Annotated in this window: 13 protein-coding genes; 7 read left to right on the plus strand and 6 right to left on the minus strand. The window is 59.1% G+C overall.

The features are described from left to right. The first annotated feature begins 55 nt into the window (after positions 1 to 55). Positions 56 to 295 (plus strand): hypothetical protein, encoded by a 240-nt coding sequence (locus SZ64_RS03565; protein WP_054532070.1) that lies wholly within the window; start codon positions 56 to 58, stop codon positions 293 to 295. A 33-nt stretch (positions 296 to 328) separates the two neighbouring features. Here the strand turns inward: SZ64_RS03565 and SZ64_RS03570 are convergent, their stop codons facing one another. From SZ64_RS03570 to SZ64_RS03580, 4 genes are read right to left on the minus strand one after another with little or no spacing between them, the layout of a single operon-like run. Beyond that, the gene (locus tag SZ64_RS03570) at positions 329 to 526 is read right to left on the minus strand and encodes a hypothetical protein (protein WP_054529558.1); all 198 of its coding nucleotides are present in this window, start codon (positions 524 to 526) and stop codon (positions 329 to 331) included. Further along, positions 526 to 834 (minus strand): DUF5818 domain-containing protein, encoded by a 309-nt coding sequence (locus SZ64_RS18905; RefSeq protein ID WP_054529559.1) that lies wholly within the window; start codon positions 832 to 834, stop codon positions 526 to 528. Before SZ64_RS18905 ends, SZ64_RS03570 begins: the two co-directional genes overlap by 1 nt. Beyond that, positions 825 to 1,250, minus strand: coding sequence for a hypothetical protein (locus SZ64_RS18910; protein ID WP_082384421.1), 426 nt, complete (start codon positions 1,248 to 1,250; stop codon positions 825 to 827). Before SZ64_RS18910 ends, SZ64_RS18905 begins: the two co-directional genes overlap by 10 nt. 11 nt (positions 1,251 to 1,261) lie before the next feature. Then, positions 1,262 to 1,906: a S24 family peptidase gene (locus tag SZ64_RS03580; protein ID WP_054529560.1), complete on the minus strand. Its 645-nt coding sequence runs from the start codon at positions 1,904 to 1,906 to the stop codon at positions 1,262 to 1,264. Positions 1,907 to 2,265: 359 nt separating this feature from the next. On the opposite strand from SZ64_RS03580, the gene SZ64_RS03585 reads away from it, so the two are divergent. The 3 genes from SZ64_RS03585 to SZ64_RS03595 are packed head-to-tail and all read left to right on the plus strand — an operon-like array spanning position 2,266 to position 8,268. Continuing rightward, positions 2,266 to 5,019: a DNA methyltransferase gene (locus SZ64_RS03585; protein WP_054529561.1), complete on the plus strand. Its 2,754-nt coding sequence runs from the start codon at positions 2,266 to 2,268 to the stop codon at positions 5,017 to 5,019. Between the two features lie 5 nt (positions 5,020 to 5,024). Beyond that, on the plus strand, positions 5,025 to 7,088 hold the full coding sequence (locus tag SZ64_RS03590; RefSeq protein ID WP_054529562.1) for a DEAD/DEAH box helicase: 2,064 nt from the start codon (positions 5,025 to 5,027) through the stop codon (positions 7,086 to 7,088). Then, positions 7,081 to 8,268 (plus strand): GIY-YIG nuclease family protein, encoded by a 1,188-nt coding sequence (locus tag SZ64_RS03595; RefSeq protein WP_054532071.1) that lies wholly within the window; start codon positions 7,081 to 7,083, stop codon positions 8,266 to 8,268. Before SZ64_RS03590 ends, SZ64_RS03595 begins: the two co-directional genes overlap by 8 nt. Positions 8,269 to 8,469: 201 nt before the next feature. Here SZ64_RS03595 and SZ64_RS03600 read toward each other — a convergent pair whose 3' ends face one another. Both SZ64_RS03600 and SZ64_RS03605 read right to left on the minus strand, forming a co-directional pair. Beyond that, positions 8,470 to 9,372, minus strand: a complete 903-nt coding sequence (locus tag SZ64_RS03600; RefSeq protein WP_054529563.1) for an ImmA/IrrE family metallo-endopeptidase — start codon at positions 9,370 to 9,372, stop codon at positions 8,470 to 8,472. Next, positions 9,369 to 9,692, minus strand: a complete 324-nt coding sequence (locus SZ64_RS03605; RefSeq protein WP_038577034.1) for a helix-turn-helix transcriptional regulator — start codon at positions 9,690 to 9,692, stop codon at positions 9,369 to 9,371. The genes SZ64_RS03600 and SZ64_RS03605 overlap by 4 nt, the downstream gene beginning before the upstream one ends. A 131-nt stretch (positions 9,693 to 9,823) precedes the next feature. On the opposite strand from SZ64_RS03605, the gene SZ64_RS03610 reads away from it, so the two are divergent. Genes SZ64_RS03610 through SZ64_RS18470 form a run of 3 tightly spaced genes read left to right on the plus strand, consistent with a single transcriptional unit; the run spans position 9,824 to position 12,416 of the window. Next, entirely contained in the window at positions 9,824 to 10,057 is a 234-nt protein-coding gene (locus tag SZ64_RS03610; protein WP_038575574.1) for a DUF2188 domain-containing protein, read from the plus strand. Between the two features lie 52 nt (positions 10,058 to 10,109). Continuing rightward, entirely contained in the window at positions 10,110 to 11,687 is a 1,578-nt protein-coding gene (locus tag SZ64_RS03620) for an adenylate/guanylate cyclase domain-containing protein (RefSeq protein ID WP_082384422.1), read from the plus strand. 6 nt (positions 11,688 to 11,693) lie between these two features. Continuing rightward, entirely contained in the window at positions 11,694 to 12,416 is a 723-nt protein-coding gene (locus tag SZ64_RS18470; RefSeq protein WP_347230274.1) for an E2 domain-containing protein, read from the plus strand.

Below are 12,416 nucleotides of genomic sequence, written 5' to 3' on the forward strand. Positions count from 1 at the left end.
TGGGTCCATATGGCACCGGTTGACTGTTAGTTCTGTTTTTGTTCTCATGGCGACCATGTCCCGAATCGCCGATGAGATCCTGTTTACGCACATCGAGGTCGCGCTTGCGGTTGCGTCCGAAGCAACGCTTGTCGGGCTCGGTGCTGACGACCCGCGAACCCAGCGCAATGCTCGTGTCGATCTCGCGCGCCATCTGGTCGAACGCATGCAGGGTTTGGAGTTCGAAGGAGAGGGGAATGCCGGCAGGAGCTCTCAGCCCACTCTCTTTCCGGGCGATCTCTCGCCGATGGGCTAACCAGCATTGAGACGTGGTTGAGGTAATATTGGCTTATTGCAGCCGCGTCAGGCGATCCTTGCCCATCAGCTCTGCCACGCGTTTGGCGATGGCTTTCCAGGTGGCGATGCCCGTCTCGTCCTGTGCCAGCGCGAGCGCGCCGATCTGCTCGGCGACATGAAGCGGTGCATTCTCACCATGGGTCTTCAGGACGTGGTTGGCACATGCCCAGAGTTCCCAATCGCTCAGCATCAGCCGAGACGTCCAACAAGGCCCATGAAGAATGCGATCAAACCATAGCCCACGACACTGCACGCCAGGAGAAGTTCAATATTGAATTTGGAGCGAGGAGGGCGGGGGTGTCCTGCTGGCCAGATCTGATCGCAGATGAGCTCGTTGAACCCGGCGCGGCGTCCGCAGACTTCCACCTCGCGTCCGAGCAATCGACGTGCTCCACGCCCGGTGTCGAGCTCCCACACGCCGCCTCCCGAATGGAGTTCAAGTCCGAAGGGGCCTTCGGCAAGACGGCCTGTCAGATAGAGTTCCGGGCCTAGCGGCATGCGGGCCCTTTCCAGTAGCGATCCCAACGCAGCACTGTGCGTGTCTGGATCATCGAGCAGGAGAGATTGGCTCCGTTCGGCAGTCGGCACCAGGCAGCCGTCCGGTTGCCGCCTGCCGAACCTTCCGACCGGCATGTCAATCTCGGTCCACGAACCACGACGTGCCCTGTCGAGATGGTCCCTCGAGGGCCGCCAAGAAGATCGACGAGCGCGTCGCGCGCTTCGATAGCCGACCCGTCGGGGCAGGGCTGGTTGGTCCGGCATGTTCCGTCCATTTCGCGCGCGGCGATCCCGGCGATGCGAACATGAGCGCCTTCGGCGCACCATATGGGCCCGTCGCCATCCCAGACATGCGTGGGTGTGCAGGTAAAGGTCTGGCCGGCAGCGACGATCGAGGCAGCAAGAAGCGCAAGCATGGGTTCGCTACCTAGCGCAGCGCGCGACCGAACCAAAGCACGCGGCCGACAATATTGATCGTCCGCTTCTCCAGACCGCGCCAGCTAGGATAGGCCAGATTGTCGCTGAGTACCGAGACCCGCTTGCCTTGCGGCTCGATTGCGACCCGCTTGACGCTGAGCATGTCATCCATGCGCAGCACATAGATCCCGTCGCGCAGCCGCGACTGTCCATCATTCAGATCAACCATGACTTCATCGCCATCGTGCAGGGTCGGTTCCATCGAATCCCCGTGCACGGCGATGATCGAAAGGCTCGTCGCTTTGCTTGCGGTCAGACGGCGCAGCCACTTCTCGTCGAACCCGAACTGGGCGCATTTGGATTCCATCTCGGCCAAAGCGCCGTGCCCTGCCGAGGCTTCGACATCGAGAACCGGGACATGGACCAGTTCGACGACAGGGCCGGATCGCCGCTCGGGCGCGCCAAGGATCTTCTCGTCTACTCCGAAGAAGCGGGCGAGCACGGAGCGGTCCTGCTCGTCCAGTTGCCGGGGACTGCCGCGGCGGATGTATTGCTGGATGTAAGCCGCGTTGCGTCCGAGAAGGCGGGAGATCGAGGAGTAATTACATCCTCGTTGCTGGATCAGATCGTCCAGGGCTTTGCGTGCATCTTCCATCGCTGCGGGTCCTATCGCATCCGTCTAGGAAATTCGATCCTAGACTCTAGGAAGCCTCCCTAATAAGAACATAACAAGAACACAAGCGGAAAGCGAGTCGAAGGCGATGGAGCTCCTGGACCAGATTGAGGGCTATATGACGCGTAGCGGTACGAAGGCCAGCACGTTTGGTAGGCAGGCCGTCGGGGACCCACGGTTTGTTCAGGACCTTCGCGAAGGTCGCCGGCCGAGACGTAAGACGCAGGAGCGGGTGAGGCAATTTCTAATGGAGAAGAGCTCTTAATGTCCAAGCCGTTGAGAAGTGAACCGTAGGCGGTCTCGGCTTGTTCTCACCCCCGTTCACGTTCTAGTGATGGCGCATGAATGCAGTTGAGATCGAACAGGCAATTTCGGAGTTAGCGGAGCTTCCCTTTGACCGGGCTGAGTTCCCGTTTGCGTTCCTTGAAGCATTTGGAAATAAAGCCACAACGCTCAAGAAGCTGCGTAGCGGGGCCTCAAACGCGTCCGATCTGCCGAGCGGCGTGCTTCAGCGTAGCAACATCCATATCGCCACCTGCGACGTCGGAGCCGTTGACCAGGCGCTAAAGGCGCTGCGCGAAAGTCCTAAGACCGCCGCGGCTAAGGCCAAGTTTATTCTTGCCACCGATGGAGAGGATTTCCAGGCGGAAGACCTCAATACCGGCGAAACGGTCGCCTGTACCTTTGCCGACTTCCCTAACCACTTTGGCCTGTTCCTGCCCCTTGCCGGCATAACCACGGTCAAACAGATCCGCGAGAGTACGTTCGACATTCGGGCGACGAGCCGGCTGAACAAGCTTTACGTCGAGCTGTTGAAGGACAACCCGGAGTGGGCGACGGCCGAGCGCCGGGCCGACATGAACCACTTCATGGCCCGGCTGATCTTCTGCTTCTTCGCCGAGGATACCGACATCTTCAACGGTGAGGGCCTGTTCACCCGGACTGTCGAGCAGATGAGCGCGCGGGATTCGAGCAACACGCATGACGTCATCAGCCAGATCTTCCAGGCGATGGACACGCCGACGCGGCACGACGGGAAGCTGGACGAGCGCTATCGCAAGGCAGCCGGCACGCCGCGCTGGGCGGACGTGTTCCCCTACGTCAATGGCCAGCTGTTCTCAGGCAACACTGATGTGCCGCGCTTTAGCCGGATCGCGAGGGCTTACCTGATCCAGATCGGCAACCTAAACTGGAAGAAGATCAATCCCGACATTTTCGGCAGCATGATCCAGGCGGTCGCCGACGACGAGGAGCGCGGCGCGCTAGGCATGCATTACACCAGCGTGCCCAACATCCTGAAGGTGCTGAACCCGCTGTTCCTCGACGACCTGCGGGCGGCGCTCGAAGACGCGGGCGACAATGGCCGCAAACTGCTCAATCTGCGCAACCGCATGGCGCACATTCGCGTGTTTGACCCGGCATGCGGATCGGGAAATTTCCTTGTCATTGCCTACAAGCAGATGCGGGAGATCGAGGCCGAGATCAACCTGCGGCGAGGCGACGCCAACCGGAAGTCGGCCATCCCCTTGACCAACTTCAGGGGTATCGAACTCCGTGATTTTCCGGCCGAGATCGCGCGCCTGGCCCTGATTATCGCCGAGTTCCAGTGCGACGTGATTTATCGAGGGCAGAAGGAGGCGCTGGCCGATTTTCTTCCTCTCGACAGCCAGAACTGGATCACGAACGGGAACGCGCTGCGACTTGATTGGCTGGCACTTTGCCCGCCGGCCGGGTCCGGGGTCCGTATGCAGGCCGATGACCTGTTTGGCACACCGCTGGACCAGTCTGAGATCGACTTCGAGAATGAAGGTGGCGAGACCTACATCTGCGGAAACCCACCTTACATCGGAGACAAATACCAGACCAAAGAGCAGAAGGACGATCTGCGGACCTTTAAGTCCGGAAAGCAGGAAGTCCGCGCGGTCGACTATATAGCAGGCTGGTTTTGGAAGGCGTCAGACTACATCAGGCACGGAGGACGCTTCGCCTTCGTGTCAACCAACTCGATCTGCCAAGGGGTTCAGGTCCCGCTGATCTGGCCGAAGATCTTTGCTAATGGTCAGGCCATTTTCTTTGCGCATGAGAACTTCATGTGGGGCAACAACGCGGCGCGAAACGCGCAGGTGACCTGCATCATCGTCGGTGTGGCAGATGCCCAGGAGCGTAGGAAATTCATCTATTCCGACGCAGCTCGAAAAGAAGTTGCCAACATCAACCCTTATCTCTCGCCAGGCGATACAGTCATTGTAGCGAGGGCGTCGGAGCCCATTTCGGAGCTGGGTGTCATGTTCGGAGGCAACATCCCTCGGGACCAAGGCAACCTCTTGCTGTCGACCGACGAGGCCCGCACTCTGCTCGATGACTACCCGCAGGCCAAGCCCCTGATCAGGCCGATCGTAGGCTCGGCTGAGTTCATCAATGGCTTGCAGCGATACTGCCTATGGATCTCGGATGATCAGGCTGACCTTGCCTACGCGATTCCCCCGATCGCGGAACGGCTTTCAAAGATCCGGGAGTATCGGCTGAACGGTAGCGAACGCGGGCGCGCCGGTTTAGACACTCCCTACAAGTTCGAGCGGACGATTATCGGTAACAAGCACACCATCGTGGTGCCAAGCGTCTCGTCCGAACGTCGTGAATATTTGCCGTGTGGGTTGATGCCGCCGGACGTGCGGGTATCTAATCTGGCTCTCGCCATCTACGACGCGCCTCTCTGGAACCTTTCAGTTGTCGCCTCCCGGCTGCACCTCGTTTGGGTCGGCGCCGTCTGCGGAAAGTTGGAAACGCGTTACCGCTACTCCAATACCATGGGATGGAACACTTTCCCGATACCGACCACGTTGACTGAACAAGGCAAGGCCGACCTTACCCGCTGCGCGGAGGACATCCTTCTCGCGCGCGAGGCCCATTTCCCGAAGACGATTGCCGAACTCTACGATCCCGCGAAGATGCCCGACAACCTTCGTCATGCACATGAGCGTAATGACGAAGTGCTGGAGCGGATCTACATTGGACGGAAGTTCCGTAACGACACCGAACGGCTCGAGAAGCTTTTCGAGCTCTATACCAAGATGACCGGCAAGAAGGCGGCCTAAACTGCATGGCAAACGGCGATATCATTCCCACGGTCACCTTCTGCCCCGCCGGCACCGGTGCGACGGCTAAGGCGAACGAACTCGGCATGCGGCCGATGCAGGCCCGCGCCTATGACAAGCGGGGCGAGCAGTACCTGCTGATCAAGTCGCCGCCAGCCTCTGGCAAGTCCCGCGCTCTCATGTTCATCGCGCTCGACAAGCTGACAAACCAGGGCGTGAAGAAGGCGATCGTCTGCGTGCCGGAGCGCTCGATCGGTGCGAGCTTTGCAAGCGAACCGCTCAGCAAGCATGGCTTTTGGGCCGACTGGGTGGTCGCCCCCCAGTGGAACCTGTGCAACACGCCCGGCGCGGACGATCCCAAGGTGGCCAAGTCCAAGGTCAAGGCCGTCGGCGAGTTTCTCGCCGGGGATGATCGGGTGCTGGTCTGCACCCACGCCACGTTCCGCTTCGCATTTGACGAGTTTGGTGTGGAGGCCTTCGACGATACTGTCATTGCCATCGACGAATTTCATCATGTCTCGGCGGATGCTGGCAACCGGCTTGGCGCCCAGCTTGCGCAGCTGATCGGGCGCGACAAGGCTCACATCGTCGCCATGACCGGCAGCTATTTCCGGGGCGATGCCATCCCCGTGCTGGCGCCGGAAGATGAGGCGAAATTCGAGACCGTCACCTACACCTATTACGAGCAGCTCAACGGCTATGAGCATCTGAAGGTGCTCGACATCGGCTACAGCTTTTACATCGGCCGCTACACGGACAAGATCTCAGCGCTTCTGGACCCGACAGTGAAGACCATCGTCCACATTCCATCGGTCAATTCGCGCGAGAGCCTCAAGGACAAGCACCGCGAGGCCGAGGACATCATGAACCACCTCGGTGACTGGCATGGCGTGGATCCAGACACGGGCTTCCATCTGGTGCGCACCGCTTCTGGCGGTACGATCAAGGTGGCCGACCTGGTCGACGACGACGCGGCCAAGCGCGACAAGGTCGTGGCCTCGCTCAAATCGCCTGAAGCCCGGGCCAACCGGGATTTCGTCGACATTATCATTGCGCTTGGCATGGCCAAGGAAGGGTTTGACTGGATCTGGTGCGAGCATGCGCTAACTGTCGGCTATCGCTCCAGCCTGACCGAAATCATCCAGATCATCGGCCGCGCAACCCGCGACGCTCCCGGCAAGACGCGGGCGCGCTTCACCAACCTGATTGCCGAGCCAGCGGCAGACGATCCGCTCGTGGTCGATGCGATCAACGACTACCTCAAGGCAATTGCTGCCAGCCTGCTGATGGAGCAAGTGCTCGCGCCCCGGTTCGAGTTCACGCCGAAGGATGCCGGGTCGAAGGAAGGGTTCGACTACGGCGAAGACGGCTACAAGCTCGGCGAGACCAATATCGGCGTCAACGCCCAGGGCCAGATGCATTTCGAGATCAAGGGCCTGAAGCTGCCGACCAGCATCGAGGCGACGCGGATCTGCCGCGAGGACCTCAACGAGGTGATCGCCAACTTCGTGCAGGACAAGTCGGTGGTAGAACGCGGCATGTTCGATCCTGACGTAGTGCCCGAGGAACTGACCCAACTGAAGATGGGCAAGATCATCCGCGAGAAGTATCCCGAACTGAGCGCCGAAGACCAAGAGGCCGTGCGCCAGCATGCGATCGCGGCGATGAACGTGACGCAGCAGGCCAAGGCCATGATGGGTGGAGACGTCGTTGACGGCGAGATCAAGGCGAACACCGCCTTCATCGACGGCGTCCGCAAGTTCGCGCTCAGCGTAACTGACCTCGACATCGATTTGATCGATCATGTCAATCCGTTCGACGCGACCATAGCGGTGATGGCCAAAGCCATGGACGAGAAGACGCTGCTCCAGGTGCAGGCGGTGATCAATGCCAAGAAGGACAAGCTGACATACGAGGATGCCCGGGCGCTGGCGGAGCGCGCGCTGGAGTTCAAGCGTGAGCGTGGTCGGCTGCCCTCGCTGACCTCGCAGGACGCCTGGGAGCGCAAGATGGCTGAGGGCATTGCCTTCCTTCAGCGCCATGCCGCAAAGGCCAGCGCTGATGGCTGAACTGAGCGACCTCGAACTGCTGGCGGAACTTGGCGTCGACATGACGCCCGAGGTGCAGCGCGCGCTCACGCCGCTGCAAGAGCGGATTGTCGCTGGGTTCGAGGACATTCAGCGCTTCGTTGCCGAGAATGGCCGGTTGCCGCAGCATGGCGATGACCGCGACATCTTTGAGCGGCTCTATGCCGTTCGTCTCGACCAACTTCGCGGCATGCCGGAAGCGCGTGACCTGCTCGCGCCGCTTGATGCCGACGGCATTCTAGACGCAGCGACACTTGCAGCCGCACCTGCTGCGCTCGACGACGAGGCCCTGCTCGCCGAACTCGGCATCGCGAGCGGTTCCGGCAACGACATTACTCGACTTCGCCACGTATCGTCGCGCACGGAGAAGCGGGCGGCCGAGGAGATAGCCAACCGTGAACCTTGCAAGGATTTCGCGGAATTCAAGGGACTGTTCGAGCGGGTGCAAGCGGACCTTAAGGCGGGAGCCCGGCAGGCCAAGGTGCTTGATCAGACCGAGGTCACCTTAGCGGAGATCCAGCCGGGCAACTTCTTCATCGTCGGCGGACAGCTTGCCTACATCGCCGGCTCGACCGAGGATTTCGTTACCCAGTACGAGCGCAAGGACCGCCGTGTCCGCGTCATCTACGACAACGGAACCGAGGCGACAGTCCTGTCCCGATCCTTCCAGAAAGCGCTGTACCGGGACGACACGGCGCGCCGCATCACCGAGTTTAGTGCTGGGCCTTTGTTTGGCAATACTGCCGAGTCGGATGATCTTGCCAGCGGCACGATCTACGTCCTGCGGAGCAAGTCAGCTCACCCTTACGTGGATCAGCACCGCGAGCTGATCCACAAGATCGGGGTCACGGGCCAACCTGTCGCAAGCCGGATCGCCAATGCCCGCAATGACCCGACCTTCCTACTCGCCGATGTCGAAGTCGTTGCCGAGTACAAGCTCTACAACATTAATCGTAGCAAGCTTGAAGGACTGATTCACCGCGCTCTTTCTCCAGCGCGGCTTGATCTGTCTGCTGGGGACCGGTTCGGCAAGACCGTCCAGCCCCGCGAATGGTTTCTCGTGCCGCTAAATGCGATCGACGAACTCGTGGCCCGGATCAGCGACGGGACGGTGACTGATCTTAGATATGATCGGGAGCAAGCACGCTTTATTTCGATCTGACGCTAAGCCAAACTTGGCCAATGTCACGCCATGCTATGGGGCCAGTAAAGCGCCATGCGAAATGGATATCGTCCGACACCGCCGCCATAGCCGTCGTTCAGCCGTTCAAATCGGTTTCACGAAACCTCCCGTTTGTTCATCAAGCTCTCACGGTGGACCGACCGGCCTGATCTGGGGACAAAGCTGTCGTGCCCCACGCCACTATTCATTGCGCAACTTGCGCCGCATCAGGTCGAAGGAATCTTCAACCTCGTCTTCGTCCATCCACGTCCGCTTTTCGGCTCGACCAAGATGCAGCAGCGAGATCGTGAAATCGTAGTGGTCGGAGACGAGGGCGATTTCCTCACATGGCTCGGCCAACCATACGTCTGCGCCATGCTCGATTGCGCCCTTGCTATTCAGAGGATCGGAGCGCGCGGCGAGGGACAGAGCGGGCACCGCAATCGGTGGGCGGCCAACCGTCTTGAAATATGCACCGGTCTTGAGCGCACGATCACTCGATCTTGCCCAAAGAATATAGCCGTCTCGCGAAACGACGAGCACGGACCGGCGCTCGGTGAATTGAAGCCAACGTAACGTCGCCGCTATCAGCGAAACGTCGTATCTCGCAGCGCAAGCGCCGATCTCATCAAGGGTGGGTTTCGCTTTTGGGTCGATTTGTCTGCGGAAATCATCGAGAGGCATAAGCAGGCCGACGGCAAATTCGTTAGCCTGTTGCTCGATCTGTGCGTATTCGCTGTCCCAGCGCACCATGTCCTGGTCGCCGCATTCCATCCCATCGGGATATGCAAGGCGGTGAAGCAGGTAGTGACCGAACTCATGTCCCAGCGTGAAATTGATCCGGCCTGGCGACCTGATCGCATCGTTGTAAACGATCCCCCAACCTTTCTTCGCCGATGGGGCGCGGTAGAGCGCGCCATCGAACCCCGGCAAGGACGCACCCTTCACCAGCGTGATCGGGTCGTCAGGGAAACGCTGCCTTGAATATTCCTTGGCGAGCTGTGGAATGTTGACCGGAAAACGCTCCGGTGCATCGCCGTAGACTGCATTGAGCATTGTCGTGATGGAGTTTGCCCAGCGTTGCGGCGACCAGCTCTTGGTCATGTATCCTCATCCCAAAGCTTTATGATCTGACGCACTTTTGCCTTCGTTGCGGAATCCATCTTTCGATATTGACGATAAAAACGCGCATCGGCCGCATCTTCCTGCGAGAGTTCATCACCTTCGTCGAGTAAAAACTCGATTGTCGTTTCAAGTTGTTCGGCAATTTTTGCGAGTTTTTCCGCAGACGGCCTTGGAGGGTTCTTGTTTTCCAGCTCCCATATATAGCTTTTGCTCGACCCCGTTAAATCGGCGAGCTTGTCCAGCGTCAATCCTTTCTCTTTGCGCAACTTACGAATCTTTTCCCCAAGGATATTTGCCAAAACCGCTTCTCCCGCCTTGCTGCGTTCGGTGTAGAGGTATTTTATAGGCTTGACTGCCGAATAGCAACTGTGCAAGCATGTTCGGAGTAGAGGTATAATGTGTGCCTCGCGAGCTTTACGGAGCGCAGTTCATGGGCAAAGGGCCAAAGTCCCACCACGTCGTACCAAATCCAAACGGCGGATGGGACGTGAAACGGGGTGGAGCAGGACGCGCGAGCGTACATGCGGACACCAAGCGGGAAGCTATCGATCGGGGGCGCGAGATCAGCCGCAATCAGGGCACCGAATTCCGCATCCACAATAAGGATGGCCGCATCGCCAGCAGCGACAGCCATGGCAACGATCCCAATCCGCCAAAGGGCTGATTGCGGTCAACAATGGAAGCGCAGCCTATGATGCTGCGGAGAGTGAGGTAGAATGGCCTGGAATCAGGAACGTGCAGCACTACGCATCCAGCGGTTCAAAGAGACCGTTCCGCAAGGCGAAATTGTCGTCGAGGATTTTGCCCGGTATCTGGGTGAGAGGCGACTCCTGAAGGCGAGCGGTGGGCTTACCGACGATAAGCTCGCAATTCTTCGTGTACCCCGCAACCGCGCCATCACAACGCACGGTGCGCATATCTATGCGAACCTCATCGATTTCAACGGTGTCCTTGAAGACGCTGGCATTGAGACCGAAGCGAGCCATCGGCGCGCTTTGGAATTCCTGCATACACACTACAGTGCCTGCGACAGCCTTATCGATGAATTCGAAATCCAGCGCGTCGATTTCCACGGCTCACGTCTCCATGCTGTCGTGCTCACCCCCGAAGGGCGAGAGAACGAACCGGAGCGCATTCGCAAGGCAATCTCTTTTGCAGCGGCATTTCGCCAGATGGTCGAACGCCTCGGCAACGATTTTCCCGAGTTTCAAACGGCGGTGCGGGTCGGCATAGACAGCGGTCCGGCGGTGGCAATCGATAGCGGCAAGCGTGACGAGCCCGACCCCCTTTTCATCGGTAGCCCTGCAAACCATGCGGCCAAGCTCGCTGACGGAGACGAAGAAGGCATCTTTCTCAGCAATCGTGTGCAGCACGCGAGAGACCAGAACGCGCCAACTTCCTTCACCGCTCTAACAAAGGCCGTGGAAACAGGATTTCTGCAAGAGGGCGTCAGTGCCCGAGGCCAGACATTCGATGCCGACGCGCGTCTGGCGAAAGCCTATATTGATTTTGAAACTCAGATGAAGCGCCGCGAATTTCCCGAGCAGGCTTCAGATGCAGCTTTCCGCTTTCACCATAAGGAACCGCCGCTCAAGGACATCGTGTTTGCCGAGCATCCCCCCAGCAACGCGATACGCATGCCACTGGCCTCGATATTCGCAGACATCGACGGTTTCACTGCCTATGTGGATCACGCCATCCAGACCGGAAATGTAGCTGAAGCCGTTGCCAATCTGCATGTGCTCCGCGCCGAGATGGCGGCTGTGCTGCGGGAAGATTTTGGGGGCCGCAAAGTGCGCTTCGTCGGCGATTGTGTGCACGGACTTCTCGCAGAGGGAAATTCTCGCGAGACCAACGCGATGGATTCCATCCGTGCCTCAGTGAACGCGGCAGGTGGTATTCGTTCCTCCTTCGATCTTTGCAAGATGGCCTTGCCAGGTATCGCGGGCCTCGGCCTTGCCATCGGCATCGACTTCGGCCCGACACCAATCTGCCGCATCGGGCTTCGCGGTGCGGCCAGCGTCAGGACTGCGACAAGCCGCGCCACCTGCGTTTCGGAGAACGAACAGCGCCGGTGCACAGGAACGGAAACCGCGATAGGCGAGAAGGCCTATGCGGTTGCGCCTGCCGTCGTTCGGCAAATCTTTGGGAGTGAGCGCGTCATTTCCAACATGGATTATGATGCGTCGGCAATGCTTCTGGGAACAATGGCATCGCCTTACATTTCGTCTGTGCAGGCGGAGCCGATGCGCGCGCACGCACCCGAGCCAATGAGGGCACATGCGAAGCTGTGAGTGGCCATGCCATCCCGTCATTTAGAAGGCAAATGCCCCGCCTGGTTTTCGATAGAAACATCGTCGCCGCTGTTTCTTGTAGGCACAGCGTATGTGCCCGGCACTCTCTGGTCGGGCTCCGGCGTCAAATTGCACATACAGGGATATTCGACGCTCAGCGTTAGGGAAGAATCTCCCGGCACAAAATTCCCGGCCCGTTGTCCCGAACGCCACATACAACGCGATCAGACCTTTTGTCTGGGCCTGCATACTCTCGAAGTGGTATCGGACGAGACGGCCATTCAATGGTGGGAGCAACTAAGACAGTACCTTTGCTGCCAGTCGATTGCCGAAAAGACAGGTATCTGGCCGCCAGCGCACGCGCTCGACCATGGCGGTGCAGGCGAATGGCACGAAAAGGCGCTCATCGCGGCACGCGAGCTTGGCTTTGAAGAGGAATACGCCGCCGCCTATCTGGGCGAGCCCTCATGGATAACCGATCCCAATCTTCGTTTTTTCGACAAGAAGGGCAACCCGATCAACGGTCGGGCGCCATGCCCAAGAGGGTGCAAGCACAAAAGTCGTCGCAAGTGGCCGATTGTGCGCAAGGATTGCAAGAAGCGGACGCTAATGCTGGAACTTGTCTCTTGTGAGCAGAAGAGGAAGTTTCATCTTGAAAAATACTGGAAGGATGCCCGCGCTTTGGGCGAAACTTGTTGCGGTAAAATGAAGTTGTGCGGATTACGCTGA

This window comes from Erythrobacter sp. SG61-1L, assembly GCF_001305965.1.
Lineage (GTDB): Bacteria > Pseudomonadota > Alphaproteobacteria > Sphingomonadales > Sphingomonadaceae > Andeanibacterium.

What these genes read in the sequence shown, in the direction of transcription:
- SZ64_RS03565 (WP_054532070.1), top strand. Translation starts at nt 56, where the DNA reads ATGTCCCGAATCGCCGATGAGATCCTGTTTACGCACATCGAGGTCGCG.
- SZ64_RS03570 (WP_054529558.1), bottom strand. Translation starts at nt 526, where the DNA reads ATGCTGAGCGATTGGGAACTCTGGGCATGTGCCAACCACGTCCTGAAG.
- SZ64_RS18905 (WP_054529559.1), bottom strand. Translation starts at nt 834, where the DNA reads ATGCCGCTAGGCCCGGAACTCTATCTGACAGGCCGTCTTGCCGAAGGC.
- SZ64_RS18910 (WP_082384421.1), bottom strand. Translation starts at nt 1,250, where the DNA reads ATGCTTGCGCTTCTTGCTGCCTCGATCGTCGCTGCCGGCCAGACCTTT.
- SZ64_RS03580 (WP_054529560.1), bottom strand. Translation starts at nt 1,906, where the DNA reads ATGGAAGATGCACGCAAAGCCCTGGACGATCTGATCCAGCAACGAGGA.
- SZ64_RS03585 (WP_054529561.1), top strand. Translation starts at nt 2,266, where the DNA reads ATGAATGCAGTTGAGATCGAACAGGCAATTTCGGAGTTAGCGGAGCTT.
- SZ64_RS03590 (WP_054529562.1), top strand. Translation starts at nt 5,025, where the DNA reads ATGGCAAACGGCGATATCATTCCCACGGTCACCTTCTGCCCCGCCGGC.
- SZ64_RS03595 (WP_054532071.1), top strand. Translation starts at nt 7,081, where the DNA reads ATGGCTGAACTGAGCGACCTCGAACTGCTGGCGGAACTTGGCGTCGAC.
- SZ64_RS03600 (WP_054529563.1), bottom strand. Translation starts at nt 9,372, where the DNA reads ATGACCAAGAGCTGGTCGCCGCAACGCTGGGCAAACTCCATCACGACA.
- SZ64_RS03610 (WP_038575574.1), top strand. Translation starts at nt 9,824, where the DNA reads ATGGGCAAAGGGCCAAAGTCCCACCACGTCGTACCAAATCCAAACGGC.
- SZ64_RS03620 (WP_082384422.1), top strand. Translation starts at nt 10,110, where the DNA reads ATGGCCTGGAATCAGGAACGTGCAGCACTACGCATCCAGCGGTTCAAA.
- SZ64_RS18470 (WP_347230274.1), top strand. Translation starts at nt 11,694, where the DNA reads ATGCCATCCCGTCATTTAGAAGGCAAATGCCCCGCCTGGTTTTCGATA.